This window comes from Promicromonospora noduliphila (genome assembly GCF_056951025.1).
In genome coordinates this window covers 4,746,109-4,765,526 of record NZ_CM167806.1, presented here as the reverse complement: position 1 = coordinate 4,765,526, position 19,418 = coordinate 4,746,109, and the positions used below count along the sequence as shown (strand labels likewise).

The 19,418-nt window shown below is 72.9% G+C and carries 16 protein-coding genes; 8 read left to right on the top strand and 8 right to left on the bottom strand.

All coding sequences use genetic code 11. The annotated features are described in order from the left end of the window. Positions 1-9: 9 nt before the first annotated feature. From AC0QU1_RS20940 to AC0QU1_RS20915, 6 genes are all read right to left on the bottom strand, one after another. Entirely contained in the window at positions 10-888 is an 879-nt protein-coding gene (locus AC0QU1_RS20940; protein WP_483572147.1) for a TatD family hydrolase, read from the bottom strand. 114 nt (positions 889-1,002) lie between these two features. Then, on the bottom strand, positions 1,003-1,800 hold the full coding sequence (locus AC0QU1_RS20935; RefSeq protein ID WP_483572145.1) for an EboA domain-containing protein: 798 nt from the start codon (positions 1,798-1,800) through the stop codon (positions 1,003-1,005). After that, entirely contained in the window at positions 1,797-2,798 is a 1,002-nt protein-coding gene (locus tag AC0QU1_RS20930; protein ID WP_483572143.1) for a sugar phosphate isomerase/epimerase family protein, read from the bottom strand. Before AC0QU1_RS20930 ends, AC0QU1_RS20935 begins: the two co-directional genes overlap by 4 nt. Beyond that, the gene (locus AC0QU1_RS20925) at positions 2,795-3,823 is read right to left on the bottom strand and encodes an SCO3242 family prenyltransferase (protein WP_483572141.1); all 1,029 of its coding nucleotides are present in this window, start codon (positions 3,821-3,823) and stop codon (positions 2,795-2,797) included. Before AC0QU1_RS20925 ends, AC0QU1_RS20930 begins: the two co-directional genes overlap by 4 nt. Before the next feature lie 38 nt (positions 3,824-3,861). After that, positions 3,862-5,094 (bottom strand): inositol-3-phosphate synthase, encoded by a 1,233-nt coding sequence (locus tag AC0QU1_RS20920; protein WP_483616300.1) that lies wholly within the window; start codon positions 5,092-5,094, stop codon positions 3,862-3,864. A gap of 306 nt (positions 5,095-5,400) precedes the next feature. After that, positions 5,401-6,258, bottom strand: coding sequence for an aldo/keto reductase (locus AC0QU1_RS20915; RefSeq protein ID WP_483572139.1), 858 nt, complete (start codon positions 6,256-6,258; stop codon positions 5,401-5,403). A 224-nt stretch (positions 6,259-6,482) separates the two neighbouring features. On the opposite strand from AC0QU1_RS20915, the gene AC0QU1_RS20910 reads away from it, so the two are divergent. Beyond that, a complete protein-coding gene (locus AC0QU1_RS20910; RefSeq protein ID WP_483572137.1) occupies positions 6,483-7,058 on the top strand; it encodes a TetR/AcrR family transcriptional regulator in 576 nt (191 codons plus the stop codon). Positions 7,059-7,336: 278 nt separating this feature from the next. Beyond that, positions 7,337-8,968, top strand: a complete 1,632-nt coding sequence (gene cimA, locus AC0QU1_RS20905; RefSeq protein ID WP_483572135.1) for a citramalate synthase — start codon at positions 7,337-7,339, stop codon at positions 8,966-8,968. A 39-nt stretch (positions 8,969-9,007) separates the two neighbouring features. Here cimA and AC0QU1_RS20900 read toward each other — a convergent pair whose 3' ends face one another. Both AC0QU1_RS20900 and AC0QU1_RS20895 read right to left on the bottom strand, forming a co-directional pair. Continuing rightward, the gene (locus tag AC0QU1_RS20900; protein ID WP_483572133.1) at positions 9,008-9,919 is read right to left on the bottom strand and encodes a MurR/RpiR family transcriptional regulator; all 912 of its coding nucleotides are present in this window, start codon (positions 9,917-9,919) and stop codon (positions 9,008-9,010) included. A gap of 111 nt (positions 9,920-10,030) precedes the next feature. Beyond that, a complete protein-coding gene (locus AC0QU1_RS20895) occupies positions 10,031-11,161 on the bottom strand; it encodes an N-acetylglucosamine kinase (protein ID WP_483616298.1) in 1,131 nt (376 codons plus the stop codon). A 177-nt stretch (positions 11,162-11,338) separates the two neighbouring features. Between AC0QU1_RS20895 and AC0QU1_RS20890 the strand changes: the two genes are divergently transcribed. The 6 genes from AC0QU1_RS20890 to murQ all read left to right on the top strand — a co-directional run bounded on the left by AC0QU1_RS20890 (position 11,339) and on the right by murQ (position 19,195). After that, positions 11,339-12,424, top strand: a complete 1,086-nt coding sequence (locus tag AC0QU1_RS20890) for a lipoate--protein ligase family protein (protein ID WP_483572129.1) — start codon at positions 11,339-11,341, stop codon at positions 12,422-12,424. 215 nt (positions 12,425-12,639) lie between these two features. Further along, complete coding sequence (locus AC0QU1_RS20885) at positions 12,640-13,932, top strand: sugar ABC transporter substrate-binding protein (protein ID WP_483572127.1); 1,293 nt, start codon at positions 12,640-12,642, stop codon at positions 13,930-13,932. After that, entirely contained in the window at positions 13,929-14,933 is a 1,005-nt protein-coding gene (locus AC0QU1_RS20880; RefSeq protein WP_483572125.1) for a carbohydrate ABC transporter permease, read from the top strand. Before AC0QU1_RS20885 ends, AC0QU1_RS20880 begins: the two co-directional genes overlap by 4 nt. Next, a complete protein-coding gene (locus tag AC0QU1_RS20875; protein WP_483572123.1) occupies positions 14,930-15,886 on the top strand; it encodes a carbohydrate ABC transporter permease in 957 nt (318 codons plus the stop codon). The genes AC0QU1_RS20880 and AC0QU1_RS20875 overlap by 4 nt, the downstream gene beginning before the upstream one ends. Further along, complete coding sequence (locus AC0QU1_RS20870) at positions 15,883-17,946, top strand: glycoside hydrolase family 3 N-terminal domain-containing protein (protein ID WP_483572121.1); 2,064 nt, start codon at positions 15,883-15,885, stop codon at positions 17,944-17,946. The genes AC0QU1_RS20875 and AC0QU1_RS20870 overlap by 4 nt, the downstream gene beginning before the upstream one ends. A gap of 289 nt (positions 17,947-18,235) precedes the next feature. Next, positions 18,236-19,195, top strand: coding sequence for an N-acetylmuramic acid 6-phosphate etherase (murQ, locus tag AC0QU1_RS20865; RefSeq protein WP_483572119.1), 960 nt, complete (start codon positions 18,236-18,238; stop codon positions 19,193-19,195). Positions 19,196-19,418: the final 223 nt, after the last annotated feature.

Genomic DNA, 19,418 nt, shown 5'->3' with positions numbered 1-19,418 from the left:
ACGGTCTCCTCAGGCCCGCGCGCCGCGCAGCACGGACGAGCCCTCGAACTCCACGCCGGGCGCGGGCGGCGTGCCTTCGCTGAAGCCCGGCACCGGATCGAGGACCAGGTTTCCCGACTGCTCGTAGAAGGCCACCGGGTTGCGCCACAGCACCTGGTCGACGACGTCGTCCGAGAAGCCGGCCGCCTGCATCGCCCGCCCCGTCCGGGCGGTCTTGAGCGGGTCGGAGCGGCCCCAGTCCGCCGCCGAGTTCACGATCATGCGGTCGGTCCCGTACTCCTGGAGCAGGGCGACCATGCGCAGCTCGTCCATCTTGGTGTCGGGGTAGATCGAGAACCCGGCCCACGCGCCGGCGTCGCGCACGAGGGCCACGGTGGTCTCGTTGAGGTGGTCCACGAGCACCCGCTCGGGCGGCAGCCCGGACTCGCGCACGACGTCGAGCGTCCGGCGCGTGCCCGCGAGCTTGTCGCGGTGCGGGGTGTGCACGAGGACGGGGAGCTCGGCCTCCTTGGCCATGGCCAGTTGTGCGGCGAAGACCTCGTCCTCCTCCGGCGTCATGGAGTCGTACCCGACCTCGCCCACGGCCACGACGCCGTCCTTGAGCAGGTAGCGCGGCACCTCGGCGAGCACCTCGCGGCAGCGCGGGTCGTTCGCCTCCTTGGGGTTGAGCGCGATCGTCGCGTGGTGCCGGATGCCGAACTGCGCCGCCCGGAACCTCTCCCAGCCGAGCAGGGAGTCGAAGTAGTCGGTGAACGAGCCCACGCTCGTGCGCGGCTGGCCCAGCCAGAACGCGGGCTCGACCACGGCGCGCACCCCGGCGGCGTACATGGCCTCGTAGTCGTCGGTGGTGCGGCTCGTCATGTGGATGTGCGGGTCGAGGATGCGCATCGTCACTCCCTGGTGAGGCAGCGTGGTGGAGCAGTGGGCTGGGGCGGTGTGGTCGGGGCGGCGGTTGGCGGTCAGGTCAGAGGCGCGATCAGGTCAGGGCGTCGAGAGGACGAGTCAGGGCGTCGACGGGACGAGCCGGTCGAGGTCCGCGGGCACAGGGCGGCCGGCCGCGCGACGTTCGGCCGCGTAGTCGTGCGCCATGCGGGCGAGCTCGTCGTCGACACGCGCCCCCAGGTCGCTGACGGCGTCGAGGCTCACGCCCTGGAAGACCAGCTTGAGGACGGCGTGCCGCCACGTGTGCTGGTCCAGGTGCCGCGACCCGAACGGGCCGACGGCGGCCGCCACCAGGCTCGGGTCGTTGGCCCGCAGCGCATCGGCGGCAAGCTCAAGACCGGCGGCCACCACCGGCTCGGCCCGGGCCCGGTCGCCGCCGCCAGCGGTTGACCATGCGGTTACTGCGGAATCCGACGCCTGATCGCGCAGTAACTGCATGGTCGACGTTGCGGGGCTGTCGGTGGTGGTGGGGTGGTCGGGTCCCTCCGGGGCGTCGGGGCCGCGCAGCGTGCCGCGTCGTTCGAGCGCGTCGAGGCCCCGGAGGACGCCGCGGCGCTCGGCGGCGTCGCCCTGCCGGTAGAGGAGCGCCAGGCGGTGGGCGCAGTCCTCACCGACGCCGACGGCGTCCGCCAGCGCGACGACCAGCGCGGCCCGGGCGGCGTCGTCGACGGTGCCGTGCACGACGCCGCCCGGGTCGGTCTCGGGCCGGAGCGGCGCGCGGCCGACCCGGCGGGCGGCGAACGCGAACGCGCGCGCGATGCTGTCGGGGTCGCGCGCCACCTCGGCGCACGCCTCGGCGAGCCAGGCCACGCCGGGCGAGCCGCTCCCGGCGGCGTCCGCGTCTGCGGCGTCGTTCATGACAAGGCCCCTTCGCTGGTCATCCGGTCCGTGCCGGGATCGGTACCCGTACCGGCCACGGCCGACCACGCCCGGATCAGCGCGGCGCGGCTGTCGCGGGCCAGGCGCGGCGCGTCGTGGGAGTGGCGGGGCAGCTCGACGGCGGCGACGCCCCGGTAGCCGATATCCGCGAGCGTCGCGAGCACGAGCGGCAGGTCGACGCCGCCCTCGCCGAACGGGCGGTGCTCGTGGTGCGTCGGCGGCATGTCGTCGAGCTGCACGTTGGCCAGGTACGGCGCGGCCGCCCGCAGCGCGCCCTCGACACCGTCGGGCTCGACCACGAGGCAGTGTCCGACGTCGACGGTGATCCCCAGCTCGGGCGGTGCGCCGACGTCGTCGCGCAGCCGCAGGGCGTCGTCGACGGTCTCGACGAGCATGCCCGGCTCGGGTTCGAGCGCGAGCCGTACGCCACGCGCCCCGGCGTAGTCGACCAGGGCCGGGATGCGGTCGCGGAGCCTGGCCCAGCCGTCGGCGGCGGCGTCGCCGTCCGGCAGGATCCCCGAGAAGAACGAGACGCACCGCGCCTCCAGGTCTGCCGCGATCTCGATGGCGCGTTCGAGGTAGCGCATCCGGAGGGTCGCGTCCCGGTCGACGAGCGTCGGCCGGTGCTTGTGCAGCGGGTCGAGCAGGTACCGCGTGCCCGTCTCCACCACGACGGCCGCTCCCGCGCCCCCGCGCATCCGCTGGAGGTGGCTGCGCACGGCGGCGACGTCGTCGCCGGCCAGCGGCGAGAACGGGTCGAGGTGCGGGAAGCCGAGGGTGAGGGCCACGGCGTCGTACCCGACGTCGTCGAGCACGTCGAGCGTGGTGGACAGGGGGTGGTCGCCGAAGCCGTTCGTCCCGTAGCCCAGCAGGAAGGGGGGCCTGGAGAGCGGGGGGCCGGCGAGTGCGGGCCTGGGGAGTGGCGGCCCAGAGAACGGGGGCCCAGAGAACGGGGGCTTGGAGCGCGGAGAGCTCATGTGATGCTCACCCCCGCCCGGCCGCGCGCGCGGTTCAGCAGCCGCAGCCCGTAACCGACGGCGGCGACCCCGGCCAGGACCGCTGTCGTGCCGAGTCCCCCGGACCGCGCCGCCCACGCCGCCTGCAGCGGCACCATCGCCTGGATCCCCGATTTGGTGGCGGTCCGCGCATTGGCGGCAGTGGGCCGGACGGCGGCGCGCGCCTGCGCCGGCAGGGTGGCCGCTGCGTAGGCGGCAGCGGCGGCGACGGTGGTCCACCGGGCCACCGAGGCCGCGGCGCTGTGTGGTGTGGTCGCGCGGGGCGTGGTCATCGGCATTGCAGCGACCGCTACCGCCCCCGCGAGAGTTCCGGCGGCGACACCGCCCGCCACCCGCGTCGTCGTGCCGTGCACCTCGCCGCGGGAGAGCACGGTGACGCCCAGCGTGTGGGCCGTCAGGCCCGCCGCGGCGGGGAGCGCTGACCGCATACGCCCGGGCGTGGCGCCGAGCAGCACGTCGAGCCCCCGGCAGGCGGCCATGACGAACGGCCCGGCGGGCCGGTCCTTGGCGAACAGGTCGTACGTCCACACGCAGGCGGCGAGCGGGACGGCCACGCCGAGCGCCCGCCGTCCGCCCGCGAACCCTGCCGCCGCCACCCCGCCCGCGGTCAGCGTCGCTCCGACGGCGAGCGCGGCCCGCGGCGTCACGCGGCCCGACGGGATGGGACGCTCGGGCCGCTCGACGGCGTCGACGTGCCGGTCGGCGTAGTCGTTGAGCGCCATGCCGGCCAGGTACAGGCACGCCGAGGCGACCGGCAGCAGCAGGTGGCGTGCGCGGATCGGCGACGGCGTCCCGGCCGGGCTACCGAGCCAGCCGCCGACCTGGCTGCCGCCCGCGTCGCCGCTCCGGGCGCCGGCCCGGGCCGCGGCCAGGCCCGCCAGGGAGTCGCCGACGACTGACAGGGCGGCGGGCGCCCGGACCAGCTCGGCGAGGTCCCCGAGCCGGGGCCGGCCGTGGGCCGCGCCGTCGTGGGGCGTTGTGGTCATGCGCCGACCCGCTCCGCCGTGGAGTGCTGGCCGCGTCGTCATGCGCCGACCCGCGCCGCCGTGCGGCGGACCCAGTCCTCGAGCGCCCGGGCCTGGTCGGCGGCGTCGTGCACGTCCGAGTCCCACGGGTCCTTGAAGAAGAAGCCCAGCTCCGGGACCGGCCCGCTGATCCCGGCCGCGTGCGCGAGGGCCAGCAGGCGCGCCAGGTCGAGCACGAGCGGCGCGGCGAGCATCGAGTCGTGGGCGCTCCAGGTGGTCTGCAGCGTGAGCCGCGAGCCGAGGAAGCCCTCGACGTGCACGTGGTCCCAGGCGACCTTGGTGTCGCCGAGGTCCGGCACGTTGTCGATGTGCAGCGGCGTGGTGTCGCTGCCGGTCAGCGCCGTCAGACCGCGGCCCTTGGAGGCGAGCTTGCTGCGGACGGCGTCGGGATCGGCGAGCGTGGCGCCGTCGCCGCCGCCGAGCAGGTTGGTGCCTGCCCACGAGAGCACCCGCAGCCCGCGGGCGGCGAAGGCTGGCGCCAGCACGGTGCGCAGCCAGGTCTGCCCGGTCTTGCCGTCCTGCCCGGCCACCGGGATCCCGCGGTCGCGCGCCAGCCGGACGAGCGCGGGCAGGCCCATGCCCGCCGACGGCGTGAAGCCCGCGTAGGCGGCCCCGGCGAGGATCGCCGCATACGCCGAGACGGATGACGCCGGCAGCACCGAGCGGGCCGGGTCGGCGAGGGCCGCGAGCAGGGCGTCGGGGTCGTCGTGCTCCGGCACCGGGATCACGGGCGGCTCGGTCGAGGAGAGGTCCACGACGACGACCCGCGCCAGGCCGTGCCGCTCCCGGAACGACGTGATGTCGGCGGCGAGCCGTTCGGCGACGTCCTGCTGGGACGGGCCGAAACCGTCGTGCCCGTCCGGGACCGGGTGGGTGAGGTGTGCGGCACGCGAGTCGGCGGGGGAATCGGCGTGCGGGTCAGCGGTGTGCGCCGCACGCGGGTCCCCAGGACGCGCGGCATGCGGGTCGTACCCGAGCCGCACCTCCGCGTCGGCCCGTTCCAGGGCGTCGTGCGTCGCGGCGAGCAGGCGCGGTGGGATCATTCCTGTCTCGACCAGGCACTCGGCGCGCTTGGTCATGGTGACCGACGAGATGTCGTGCCCACCCACCACCAGATCGGCGAACTCGGGCAGGCCCGCGGAGGCAAACGGCTCGCGTGCGGTGACGCAGCCCGTCGGTGGCGACTGCCCGTCGGCGATGGCCGCGAGGCCGACCGTCGCGGTACTGGCCACGGAGCCTCGGGCTCCGACGAACCAGATCCCAGTGCGTTCCGCGGCCGCCCTTGAAGGGGCCTGGTGGCGTGCAGAGGCGTCGTGCATCATCGCTCCCCGGTCCGACGTCGTCGTCCCGAGCAACCTACTCCGGACTTATGCCGATTAGCAAACAAAAGTTCGGAGATTTCTGCGAGAAGCGCGATTCGAGTCACGCGCGACGTGCCGCAGCGCTCCTCTCCGCCCTCCTGGCCTGGAGGCCGGGGAGGAGGCCAGGGAGGAGGGCGGAGAGGAGCGCGAAGAGGCGGCCGGAGGCGGCCGGCCGGCTCAGGCCAGCGACACGTCGGCGCTGCGCGACCGGACGGCGTCGAGCGAGGCGAGCACCGCGTCGAACCTCTCCTCCAGCGCCAGGTCGCCCGCGGCGACGTTCGCCTCCAGGTGGCCGACGTCGGCGGTGCCGGGGATGAGCAGCGTCCGCGGGGTGCGACGCAGCAGCCAGGCCAGCCCCACCTGCGCCGGCTCGACGCCCAGGGCGCGGGCCGCGGCCAGGACGGCGGGCTCGTCGACGGCCTTCGGCATGCCAGGGAACGCGCCGCCGAGCGGGAAGAACGGCACCCAGGCGATACCCTCCGCCGCGCAGAGGTCGACCATCTCCTCGTCCGGGCGGGAGACCAGGCTGTACGCGTTCTGCACGCACACGATGCCGGCCGGGAGGGCCCGGCGCAGCACGTCCAGCGTCACGCTGCTCAGTCCGATCGCGCCGATCTTGCCCTCGTCGCGCAGCGCGGTCATGACCGCGAGCTGGTCGTCGAGGTCGACCCGCTGGTCACCTTCCGCCAGGACACCGGGGAGGGTGTCCATGCGGCGCAGGTTCACCACCGCGATCTGCTCGGTGCGCAGGCTCCTCAGGTTGTCCTCGACACTTGCCCGGAGCTGCTCGGGCCGCTGGGCCGCGCGCAGGGGGATCGGGCCGTCCGGGTCGGGGTCCGCACCGACCTTGCTCACGACGACGGCGCCGTCCTCCGGCCGGAGCGTGTCGCGCAGCAGCTCGTTGACGAAGCCGTTGCCGTAGAACTGCGCGGTGTCGAAGTGGTTCACGCCGAGCTCGACCGCGCGGCGCAGCAGTGCGACGGCCGCAGCGCGGTCGCGGCGCAGCCGTTCGAGCTGCATGGCGCCGTACCCCACGCGCGACACCGGGTGGCCGGCGATCTCGGCGGTGCCTCCGGGGCGAGTGGCGCCTTCGGAGGGAGCGGCACCCTCGGAGCCAGTAGCGCCTTCGGAGCGAGTGGCACCGGACCTCGTGCTGGATGTCATGGAAGACCTGCCCTCATGCGATGATGGGTGAAGCGGAGGACCCTCCGCTCTTCGACCGTAGCACAACCGGAGGTGCCTCCGCTTTGAGTACACCCATGCCGAGCCGTCCGGCGCGCTCCGACGCGCGCCGCAACCGGGAGAAGCTCGTGGCCGCCGCCCAGAAGGCGTTCGCGGCCGCGGACGACGCCGCGGACGACACGGTCTCGCTGGACCGCGTCGCCCGTGCGGCCGGCGTCGGGATCGGCACGTTGTACCGGCACTTCCCCACCCGCGAGGATCTGGTGGAGGCCGTCTACGGCGCCGAGCTGGACGCCGTGGCCGCCAGTGCCGTGGAGCTGCTCGACCAGCTTCCGCCCGACCAGGCGTTGCGCGCCTGGATGGACCGCTACGCGGAGTTCGTCGCGACCAAGCGCGGCATGCTCGACACGCTGCGGACCGGGTGGGCGACGGGGCGCATGGACCAGTCCGTCACGCGCGAGCGCGTCTCGACGGCGCTCGGGTCGATCCTCCAGGCGGGCGCACGCGACGGAGTGCTCCGCGCGGACATCGACCCGTCGGACGTCGCGGCGCTCCTGCTCGGGTCGCTCCTGTTCGTGGGTGCCGAGGGCCGGCCGGACCGGACCCCGCGCCTGTTGGACCTGGTCGCCGCCGGGCTGCGCCCGCAGGCGTGACGCGGGCCCTGGGCGGGGCGTTCGGACGATGCGGGCCGCGCCGTCCGCACGCCCGGATCCTGGGCCCCACTTCCGTCACCCGGCTCGCTGTGGCACCATGACCCGCATGACTCAGCGCTTCACCCCGAGCTCAACCCTGCGACAGGTGATCATCATTTCGTAGCGCGTCCGGCGAAACCGCACCGGGCGCGCAGACCTTCCACACCCTGGAGGGTCTTTTTTGTTGGCCTGAAACCCTGACCTCAGCCACATCGCCAGACATATCCTTGGGAGCCTCGATGACCACCGCCTCGTTCCAGGTGTACGACACGACGTTGCGCGACGGCGCACAGCAGGAGGGTATGAACCTCTCCGTCTCCGACAAGCTCGCCATCGCGGCACTGCTCGACGAGCTCGGCGTCGGCTACATCGAGGGCGGCTGGCCGGGTGCCGTACCCAAGGACACCGACTTCTTCGCCCGCGCCGCCACCGAGCTGACGCTGAAGAATGCGGTGCTCGCGGCGTTCGGGGCGACCCGCCGCGCGGGGGTCCGCGCGGGTGACGACCCGCAGGTGCGCGCCCTGCTCGACGCCGCGACCCCCGTGGTGACGCTCGTGGCCAAGTCGGACGTGCGGCACGTGGAGCGCGCGCTGAAGACGACGCGCGCCGAGAACCTGGCGATGATCGGCGACACCGTCGCCTTCCTCGTCGCCGAGGGCCGGCGGGTGGTGCTCGACGCCGAGCACTTCTTCGACGGCTACCGCCACGACCCCGGGTACGCGACCAGCGCCGTGCGCGCCGCGTTCGACGCCGGCGCCGAGGTGGTCACCCTCTGCGACACCAACGGCGGCATGCTGCCCACCTGGGTCGGCGAGATCGTCGGCGAGCTGCGGGCCGGCGGCGCCGTCGGGCCGGAGCAGCAGCTCGGCGTGCACGCGCACAACGACACCGGCTGCGCCGTCGCCAACTCGCTCGCCGCCGTCGAGGCCGGCGCCACGCACGTGCAGGGCACCGTCAACGGCTACGGCGAGCGCACCGGCAACGCGGACCTCGTCACGGTCGTGGCCAACCTCGAGCTCAAGGCCGGCATGTCCCTCCTGGCCGACGGCGGCCTGCGCGAGGCCGCCCGCATCTCGCACGCCATCAGCGAGATCACGAACATCTCGCCGTTCGCGCGCCAGCCGTACGTGGGGGCGAGCGCGTTCGCGCACAAGGGCGGCCTGCACGCCAGCGCCATCCGCGTGGACCCGGACATGTACCAGCACACTGACCCCACGCTCGTGGGCAACGACATGCGCATGCTCGTCTCGGACATGGCGGGCCGCGCCTCGATCGAGCTCAAGGGCCGCGAGCTGGGCTTCGACCTCGCCGGCCAGGGCGAGCTGCTCTCGCGCGTCACGAACCGCGTGAAGGACGACGAGGCCGCCGGCTACACCTACGAGGCGGCCGACGCGTCCTTCGAGCTGCTGCTTCGCTCGGAGCTGGGGCGCCGGCCGGAGTACTTCACGGTCGAGTCGTGGCGCACCATCGTGGAGACCGTCCCGGCGGGCGCCGCCCCGCCGTCGGTCCATGCGCCCGACGCCGCGGCCGTGGCCGAGGCGACCGTCAAGATCCGGGCCGGCGGCGAGCGGATCGTCACGACGGGCGAGGGCAACGGCCCGGTCAACGCGCTGGACCAGGCGCTGCGCACGGCGCTGTCGCGGGTCTACCCGGAGCTCGCCCGGTTCGAGCTGATCGACTTCAAGGTGCGCATCCTCGACACCGAGGCCGGCACGGACGCGATCACGCGGGTGCTGATCGAGACCAGCGACGGCGAGCACTCCTGGTCCACGGTCGGCGTGGGGCCGAACGTGGTCGAGGCGGCCTGGGAAGCGGTCACCGAGGCGTACGTGTACGGGCTGCTGAAGGCGGACGTCGAGCCGCGGCCCTGAACATGTCGGCGGGCCTGATCCACAGGCCCGCCGACGTGTTCAGGCCACCGGCGCGGCCGGCCGGTCCGCCTTGGTCCCGTTCCCCAGGTCGAGGCGCTGGTCGCGGACGGCGTCGTACGTCGCCTTGATGGCGATCGACGAGCGGTCGTAGGTGCGCTGGGCCACGCGGACGAACAGGTAGTCCACGACCGTGAGCTGCGCGATGCGGCTCGACATGGCGCCCACCCGGAACTGCGTCTCGCGCGCGGTGGTGGCCAGGACGACGTCGGACACCTGGCCGATCGGGGCGTCCGGGAAGTTCGTGATCGCCGCCGTGAGGGCGCCCCGCTTGCGGGCGATCTCGAGGGCCTGGTTCGTCTCGCGGGTCTGGCCCGAGTGCGAGACGGCGATCGCCACGTGGCCCGGCTCGAGCAGCGCCGAGGAGGCGAGCTGCTGGTGCGGGTCGGGGGAGCTGAACACGAACACGCCGATGCGCTGCAGCTTCATCGCGAGGTCGGCGGCGGCCAGGTTGGACGAGCCGACGCCGTAGACGTCGACCCGCTTGGCCTCGGAGATGGCGACGGCCACCCGCTCGATCGCCGCGGTGTCGATCATGCGGGCGGTCTCTTCGATGGTGCGGGCCTCGTGGAACGCGATCTTGGAGACGACGGCCTCGATGTCGTCGGTCTGGTTGATCTCGCCCTCCGCGATGCCCGACCGCTCCATCTCGACCTCGCGCCGGCTCGTCGCCTGCGCCAGGTCGATCCGGAACTCGGGGTAGCCCGCGTAGCCGACGGCCCGGCAGAACCGCACGACCGTCGCCTGCGACGTGTCGGCGTGCCCGGCGAGCTCGGTGATCGTGGACGCGACGACGGTGTTCGGGTCGTCGAGGACCGTCTGCGCCACTCGCGCCTCTGCTGGGCGCAGGGTCGGCAGAGCGCGCCGGAGTCGGACGAGGACGTCACCTGTCATGTCGCATCTCCCGGGATGGTGTGGTGGTGCCAGGGGTCGAGAACATACACCCGTACCGGGGATCAGGGCGCGAGGCGGTAGTGATGGAACGCGCCGGATGGACGCCGTCGTTCACTGAAGCTCGTCGCCCGGCAGCTCGGTCGCCGACAGCTCCGCGGTGAGGGTCTGTGCGGCCCCCAGATCCTCGGCCGTCTCGGCGCTGGTGTGGTGCCCGTCCACCCGGACGGTGAGCCAGGGCCGGAAGCCGACGACGGACTGCGGCGCCTCGCGCAGGCGCTGGGCCAGCTTGAGCGCTCCGTCCAGCGGCGACCCGGCGCTCGGCACGAGCGACACGTCCGGCCGGTCCTCCGAGAGGTGCTTGGTGAGCGACACCGTCAGCGGCGACTCCTCCTGCACCAGACGGCCCGTCGTGGAGGCGAGCGGCGGGATGCCGCGGCCCAGTGCGCTCGACAGCGTGTCGGCCAAGTGCCGACCGGCTGCCTCGAGGATCTCGATCGACGTCCGGTCTCCGGCGGCCGCCGCGATCATCACCTCTGGAGCCATCGAGGCGAGCTGCCTGGCCCGCTCCGCGTTCTTGTAGAACTGGTTGGGCCAGCTCTCGATCAGGCCGAACTTCGCGACCGCGGCGTCGAGCAGGACCTTCGACGCGCCACGCGTCGCGCCGTCGTGGTACCGACCGGCAGCGCGCAGGGCCTCGCCGCCGCCCCAGACGCCCGCACCCAGGTCACCGAGCAGGTGGCCCCAGCCGTCCGCGCGACGCCAGCGGCTCACGCCGTCGTAGCCGAACGCGACGGCGCCGGTGCCGACCGAGAGCACGGCTCCGGCCCGGCCGGCGAGGGCACCGAGGTGGGCGGTGAGCGCGTCACCGGCGACGGCGGTGCGGTTGGTCCGCAGCTCGCGGGCCAGGATGTCGTGGATGTCGATGGGCTTCTCGACGAGCGAGGTCAGACCCGTGATGCCGACAGCGGCCGAGGCGACGGGCGCGGTGCTGCCGTCGCTCATGCCGTCGTGACCCATGCGGGCGGCCCACGCGTTGAACGACTGGCACAGGGAGGCGACGACGGCCGGCGCATCGCTGCCGTCGTGGTTCACCTTGACGGCGCGGCCGCTCAGGCTGATGCGCTCAGGGTGCGTGGAGTTGCCGAATTCAGCGACGAGGCGCGAGCCACTGCCGCCTACGTCGAGAGCGACGACCCAGGCGTCGACCGCCGCTCCATCAATACCCTGCACGAGTTCGGACACCCGGTCATTCTGACACGAAACCAGGGCAAGGTTGTCTAAAGAGAGGAGGAAATTCTGGTCTGTTCTGCTGCCCCTTCTCCCCAAATTCCGGACGTGCCCGACGTCGGACCGCACCTTCCGTACCCAAGGCGGGCCCCGACGCCGGACACTGCAGGCACCGTCGCCTACTGTGAACACGTGCGAGGAGAGTTCAAGGTTCCACTCGGAAAACTGGTTCGTGTCGAGACCGAGGTGGTCGGTGCGGGGGCCACCGGGACGGCGCCCGGGACAGGGCCCGCCGGCTGGCTGGCGGGAACCCGGGTGAGCGGGGACTTCTTCCTCGAACCCGACGAGGCGCTCGAGGCCATGGGGGCAGCCCTCGACGGCATGCCCGCCGACGCCTCGAAGGCGCAGCTCACCGAAGCGGTGCGGACCGCCCTGGAGGGCGCCACCGCCATCGGGTTCGACGCCGACGCCGTAGCGGTGGCCACCCGGCGCGCGCTCGGCCACGCGACCGGCTGGGAGGACCACGAGTTCCAGGTGATCCGCACGCCCGCCGTCTCGCCCCTGCTCAACGTCGCGCTCGACCAGGTGCTCACCGAGGAGCTGGGTGCAGGGCGCCGCGGGCCGACCCTGCGGTTCTGGGAGTGGGACCAGTCGGCGGTGATCATCGGGTCGTTCCAGTCGCTGCGCAACGAGGTGGACGCCGAGGGCGCCGCACGGCACGGGGCCCGCGTGATCCGGCGGATCTCCGGGGGTGGCGCCATGTTCATGGAGCCCGGCAACACCATCTCCTACTCCCTGTACGTGCCCGGCTCGCTGGTGGACGGGCTGAGCTTCGAGCGGTCCTACTCGTTCCTCGACGACTGGGTGGTCGGCGCCCTGCACGGCCTCGGCATCGAGGCCACGTACGTGCCGCTCAACGACATCGCCTCCCCCGCGGGCAAGATCGCCGGGGCCGCCCAGAAGCGGCTCGCCGGGGGCGCCGTCCTGCACCACGCGACCATGGCCTACGACATGGACGCCGACAAGATGACCGACGTGCTGCGGATCGGGCGCGAGAAGCTCAGCGACAAGGGCACCCGCAGCGCGAACAAGCGCGTGGACCCGCTGCGCTCGCAGACCGGGCTCACCCGCGCCCAGGTGCTCGACGCGCTCGAGGCGGCGTTCCGCGCGCGGTACCGCACGGTGACCGGGGAGATCACCGACCACGAGTGGGAGCTGGCCGGCGAGCTGGTCGACTCGAAGTTCGGCACCCCGGAATGGACGGCGCGCGTGCCCTGATCCTCACCGAAACCCGGCGTCGCCACGGCCGCGGCGAGCCCTCTGACAGGTGCTCCGGAGCACGTGCCATGATGAGCAATCACGGTTTGGTAACACCCCTAGCAGATACCCCATTCCGTCAGTAATCTCCACGCAATGCCGCGTATTGGGAAGTTCATTTCTCAGAAATGTCTTCTGGCTACTCTCGCGGCACCCGAGCGGAAGGAAGCCGAACGATGACTCGAGCGATGCGGCGGCCCGTAGCGGCGGCCACCGGAGCTCTGCTCCTCGCGGCCACGACGGCCGCCTGCGGCGGGGGTGGCGGCGGCGAGACCGAGGGCGACGGCACCCTGAGCGTCTGGATCATGCAGGGCACCAACCCCGACGCCGAGGCCTTCTTCGCCGACGTCTCGACCGCGTTCGAGGAGGAGACCGGCGCGACGCTCGACGTCGAGTTCGTCGAGTGGGCCGACGCCCACGACCGGTTCGTCACCTCGATCGCCGGCGGCACCACGCCCGACGTCGCCGAGACCGGCACCACCTGGACCCCCGAGTTCGCCGACGCCGGCGCGCTCGCCCCGCTCGACGAGTACGTGGACGCGGCGGGCGTCTCGGAGGACCTGGTCGAGGGCCTGGTCGAGGCCGGCACCTACGACGAGCAGCTCTACGGCATGCCCTGGTACGCCGGCGTGCGCTCGCTGGTCTACAACACGGAGATGTTCGAGCAGGCCGGCGTCGAGCCGCCGACCACGTGGGCCGAGCTCGAGGAGGCCGCTGCGGCGCTCAAGGAGGAGTACCCGGACAAGATCGCCGTCGCCGTCCCCGGTGACGCCGAGTTCACGGTCTACCCCTGGGTGTGGGGCGCCGGCGGCGAGGTCGCCACGCTGGAGGGCGACACCTGGACGTCGGGCCTGGACAGCCCGGAGTCGCAGGAGGGCATCGAGTTCTGGACCGGCCTGGCCACCGAGGGCGGCTACTCGTCGGAGGGCGCCACCACCTGGCGCGAGACCGACGTGCTCGACGCGTTCGCCGCAGGCGACGTCGGCATGGCCGTCATGGGGTCGTGGACGCCGGGCGCGATCGTCGAGGCCAACGCCGACATGGAGGGCAAGTTCGCCGCCGTGCCGATCCCTGGGCAGGACGGCGGCATCGCGCCGTCGGTGCTGGGCGGCTCGCACCTGAGCATGTTCGAGACGGCCGAGGACAAGGACCTGGCCTGGACGTTCATCGAGATGATGACCACAGGCGAGTTCGCGCAGCAGTGGGGTGAACAGTCCGGGTACTTCCCCGGCCAGGTCTCCCTGCTGGACGAGACGCTCGCCAGCACCGACCCGCTGGTCGCGCCGTTCGCCGAGCAGTTCGTGGACGGCGGCGCGTCCGTCCCGGCAGCGCCCACCTACGGCGCGGTGCAGGCCAAGCTCACCACGAGCACGATGATGCAGTCGATCCTCTCCGGCGACGCCGACGTCGCCACGGCGTCCGCCACCGCGGCGGAGGAGATGACGAGCATCCTGAACGGCTCTGAATGACGGCGTCGGCTCCACCCACGCCCCGGACGCGCGGCCCGGCCCCCGACGGCGGGACGGGCCGGGCGTCCGGCGGCCGGCCGGGCGCGTGGCCGGGCGCCTGGTCGGGCAAGGCCAGGGCCGCCCTCGCGCGGCCCTGGCTGCTGCTCGCCCCCGCGCTGGCGGTCCTTGCGGTGCTGCTCCTGTGGCCGCTGGTGCGGGTGTTCCTCTTCTCCCTGCAGGACTACGGCCTGCGGGAGATCACCACCGGCGAGCCGAACTGGATCGGCCTCGAGAACTACGCAGAGGTCTTGACCGCGCCCGAGCTGTGGACCGTGGTGCTGCCCAACACCATCGGGTTCGCCGTCCTGTCCGTCGCAGGAACCGTCGCGTTCGGCACGGCCGTCGCGGTGCTGCTCGCGTCGCTCGGCACCTTCTGGCGCACCGTCACCTCCAGCGCGATCATGGCGGCCTGGGCCATGCCCGCCGTCACCGGCACGTACGTGTGGGTGTGGATCTTCGACGCCGACCGCGGGGTCTTCAACGACACCCTGATGAACCTCGGCCTGCTGGACGACCCGACCAACTGGTTCACCGACCGGTGGACGTTCTACGCGATAGTCCTGCTCAACGTGATCCACCACGGCTTCCCGTTCGTCGCCGTCACGGTGCTCGCCGGGCTGCTCGGCGTGCCCAAGGAGATGCTGGAGGCCGCCGAGATGGACGGCGCCGGGGCGTTCCGCCGGTTCTTCCTGATCATCGTGCCGCAGCTCCGGCAGGTGTTCGCCGTGGTGATCATCCTGTCGACCATCTGGGACTTCAAGGTGTTCGCGCAGGTGTACCTCATGCCGGGCGGCGCGGGGTCCAACCGGTCGGTGCTCAACCTCGGCGTCTGGTCGTACGTGGAGTCGTTCGGGCAGAACCGGTACGGCTTCGGCTCGGCGATCGCCGTCCTGCTGACACTGCTGCTGCTCGCGATCACCGCCGTGTACGTCCGCACCGTGCTGGCGGAGGAGGAACGATGAGCGCCGCCCGCCCGCTCGAGGAGACGCCCGGCGCCTCGGCCGGCCGGTCGCCGGGCACGGCCGCCGGGTCGCCCGCCGAGGCGCGTGGGGCCAGCGGCGGCTCGAACCTGCGTCGGTGGCGCCGCACCTCGCGCCGCTCGCCGCTGCGCCAGCTCGGCAAGGGCGTGCTCGTCGCGCTGCTGCTCGTGTTCACGCTGTTCCCCGTCTACTGGATGCTGAACAGCTCGCTGGACGCGCAGGCGGGGCACACCAGCAGTTTCTGGCCCGCCGAGCCGACGCTCGACCACTACTGGTTCGTGCTCACCGAGGGCGGGTTCGGGACGTTCCTGCGCAACTCGCTGCTCGTCGCGCTCGGCACGGTGCTGGTCTCGTCGGCCCTCGCGCTGCTGGCCTCGGTCGCCGTCGCGCGGTTCCGGTTCCCGCTGCGCACCCAGATCCTCATGCTGGTGCTCATCGTGCAGATGGTGCCGCTGGAGGCGCTGGTCATCCCGCTGTTCGTGCAGGTGCGCGACCTGCAGCTCCTGGAGACCCTGACCGGGCTCGTCGTGGTCTACGTGGCGCTGGCGCTGCCGTTCGGGATCTGGATGCTGCGCGGCTTCGTCGCCGCGGTCCCGGTGGAGCTGGAGGAGGCCGCGTACCTCGACGGCGCGAGCTGGGGGCGCATGTTCTGGTCTGTCCTGCTGCCCCTTGTGGCACCGGGCCTCGTCGCGACGAGCATCTTCAGCTTCATCACGGCGTGGAACGAGTTCATCTTCGCCATGACGATGCTCGGCGGCGCCACCGAGAACTACACGGTGGCGATCGGGCTGCGCTCGTTCTTCGGCGTCCACTCCAACGACTGGGGCGCCATCATGGCGGCCTCCACGATCATCACGGTGCCCGTGATGATCTTCTTCATCCTGGTCCAGCGCCGCCTCGCCTCCGGTCTGACCTCCGGGGCCGTGAAGGAATGACCGGCGAGGCAGGGATGACCGGTGCGGCGGGTGCGACTCGCGAGGCGGGGACGGCCGGCGAGGCGGATGCGACCCGCGAGGCGGCTCGCGTCGAGCGTGCGGTCAACGGTGTGCTCCTGCCCGGCTTCGAGAGCACGGCTCCCGGGGGCGCGGACGTGCCCGCCTGGCTGGCCGACGCCGCCCGGGCCGGCCTGGCCGGCGTCGTCTACTTCGCGCGGAACACGCCGGACGTCGTCACCACCGCCGAGCTGTCCGCCGCACTGCACGCCATCTCGCCCGGCCTGGTGATCGCCGTCGACGAGGAGGGCGGCGACGTGTCGCGGCTGGAGGCGGTCAGCGGCTCGTCCCTACCCGGTGCGGCGGCCCTCGGCGTCCTCCCGAGCAGCGCGATCTCCCTCGACGCCGGCCGGGCGCTCGGCCGGCTCCTCGCGGCGACCGGCATCGACCTGCTGCTCGGCCCGGTGCTCGACGTCGTCTCCGAGCCGGACAACCCCGTGATCGGCGTGCGCGCCTTCGGGACCACGCCCGACGACGTCGCCCGGCACGGCATCGCGTTCGCGCGCGGTGTGCGCAGCGCCGGCGTCGGCGTGTGCGGCAAGCACTTTCCCGGGCACGGCGCCACCACCGTCGACTCCCACATCGGGCTGCCCGTCGTGGACGAGCCGCTCGACGTCGTCCGCGCGCGCGACCTGGCCCCGTTCGCGCGCGCCCTGTGTCCGGAGGGCGACGGCCGGACCGGGCTCGACCAGTCCCGGCTCGACGCCGTCATGACCGCCCACGTGCTCTTCCCCGCGATCGGGCCGGCGCCCGCCTCGATCGAGCCCGCCGCCACGAGGCTGCTGCGCGAGCTCGGCCACGACGGCCCGATCATCACCGACGCCCTGGACATGGGCGCCCTGCGCGAGCTCACCGGATCGGTGGGCGAGGCCGCCGTCCGCGCCGTCGAGGCCGGCGCCGACCTGCTCTGCCTCGGCCTCGACCCGGCGCTCTACACCGAGTCGTACGCAGCGCTGAGCCGGGCCGTCGCCAGCGGCCGCGTGACCGTCGAGCGGCTCGAGGAGTCAGGGGCCCGCACCCGGGCGCTCGTGGCGGCGGTCCGCGGCCGGCGCGCGGCAGCCGGGGCGGTGAGCGGCGTCGAGGCCGCGAAGGAGGCGCTCGCGGACCTGGCCGAGATCGGGGCGGGCATCGCGGACGCCGTCGTGCACGTGCGCGGCGGCCGGCTGGTGCCGCTCGCGCCCGACGCCGCGCCCGACGTCGTCGACCTGCGGACCCGGCTGGACCACGCCGCGGGCCGGACGGCGCGGCACGTCCAGGCCGCCCTCGCGGCGGCCTGGCCGGGGGCGAGGCTCTACCCGGAGGAGGGCGCTGAGGCTGCCGGCTCTGGTTCTGGTGGCTCCGGTTCTGGCGGCGCCGGGTCCGCCGTCGGCCTGGCCGGCGGCGGGACTGCGGCCGCTGGGGCTGCCGATGCTGGGGCTGCCGGCGCCGGTTCTGCGGGCGCTGGTTCTGGTGACGCCGGGTCCGCCGTCGGCCTGGCCGGCGGCGGGGCTACGGATGCCCGGGCTGCAGATGCCGGGCCCGCCGATTCCGGGACCGCCGATTCCGGGACCGGGGCGAAATTCGTGGAACTTGGCCTGGGTGATCCTGGACTTGCGGTGCTTATTGCCCGATTCACCCGGTACGGTGTATCGGCGGATCTCGACAGAACCGGTGCGGAACGTGGCGCAGACTTTCCTGCACCGCTCGTCGTGATCACTCGTGAGCCCGTCCCGGGTTCGGCCGAACGTGCCCGGCTGGAAAAGCTCTGGGCCGTGCGCCCGGACCTCGTGGTGGTCCACACGGGTCTGCCCGGACCGGTCGACGACTGGTTCGGGACGCTGAGCGGTGGTGGCCCGGCGGTCGTGGTGGCCTGCGGGACCGGCCGGGCGAACGCGGCGGCAGCCGTCGACCGCCTCCGGGCGGCCGGGGGCGGCCAGCAGGGCGGTACCGGGCACGGCGATATCCGGCAGGGCGACGTCGGGCAGCACGGCCGGCAGGACAGCGAAGAGCAGCACCCCAGATGATCCACCCCACATGATCCAAGCAGCGAGCAGTGATGCAGTCATGAGCAGTCCACGAGCCATGAGCAGCCCACAAGCACACCCGGGCAGTTCACACGCACAGAGCGGTCCACAAGCACAGAGCGGTCCACAAGCACAGAGCGGTCCACAAGCACAGAGCGGTCCACACGCAGAGAGCGGTCCACACGCAGAGAGCGGCCCAGAACCACAGAGCAGTTCGCACGCACAGAGCAGTCGACAGGCACAGAGAAGTTCACCAGCACAGAGCAAGCAGAAAAAAGGGGGCTCGCCGATGATCGCGGAGGCGGGATTCGAACGGCACGCACAGGTGGCGCCGCGCCCGGTCTCACCCACCGAGGAGCGCAACCCGCGCACACGTGACATCGACGTGGTCTCCACGGCCGAGATGGTGCGCATGATCACCGACGAGGACGCCGCTGTCATCGCGGCGGTACGCGCGGCGCACCCGCGCATCGTCGAGGCGATCGACCTGGCGGTCGAGGGGATCCGCGCCGGGGGGCGCGTGCACTACGTGGGGTCGGGCACCTCCGGCCGCATGGGCCTGCTCGACGCGGCCGAGCTGCTGCCCACCTACGGCGTGGGCGAGGAGATGTTCGTGCCGCACCTGGCGGGCGGCCTGAACGCCTTCAAGAAGGCGGTGGAGGGCGCTGAGGACGACGTCGAGGCTGGCGGTGCGCTCGTGGCCGACGTCGGCCCGGCGGACATCGTGTTCGGCATCGCAGCCAGCGGCGGAACCCCGTACGTCGGGGGAGCGCTCGACATGGGCCGCTCCCGCGGGGCCCGGACCGTGCTGCTCGCGTCCAACCCGTTCGCCGCCCTCGCGCCCAAGGCCGACGTCCCGATCCTGGTGAACACCGGGCCGGAGGCCATCACGGGGTCCACCCGCATGAAGGCCGGTACCGCCCAGAAGATGGTGCTGAACACCTTCTCGACGGCCGTCATGGTGCGGCTCGGCAAGACCTACTCGAACCTCATGGTCGAGGTGCTCGCCACCAACGCGAAGCTGCGCCGGCGCCTGGTGCGGCTGCTCACGCAGGCCACCAACCTGGAGCAGGACGTGTGCGAGCGTGCCCTCGCGGCGACCGACGGCGACCTGCGGGTCGCGCTCGTCATGCTCGTGGCAGACGTGGACCGGTCGGTGGCCGTCGGGGCGCTCGCGGTCGAGCCGGGCCGGTTGAGCGGGCCGTCGGTGCGCGAGGCGCTGGCGACGCTGGGCATCAACCCGGCCTGACCGCCGGCCGGGGGCCTGCTGAGGTTGGCTGTTCCTGGGGCCTGCTGTTCCTGGGGCCTGCTGTTCCTGAGGTCGGCACTACGCTCCCGGATTCGGCAGTTGGCATCGAGATCGGCACAGGCCTGGACCGATCTCGATGCCAACTGCCGAACTCAACAAGCGAACTGCCGAACTCAACAAGCGAACTGCCGAACTCAACAAGCGAACTGCCGAACTCAACAAG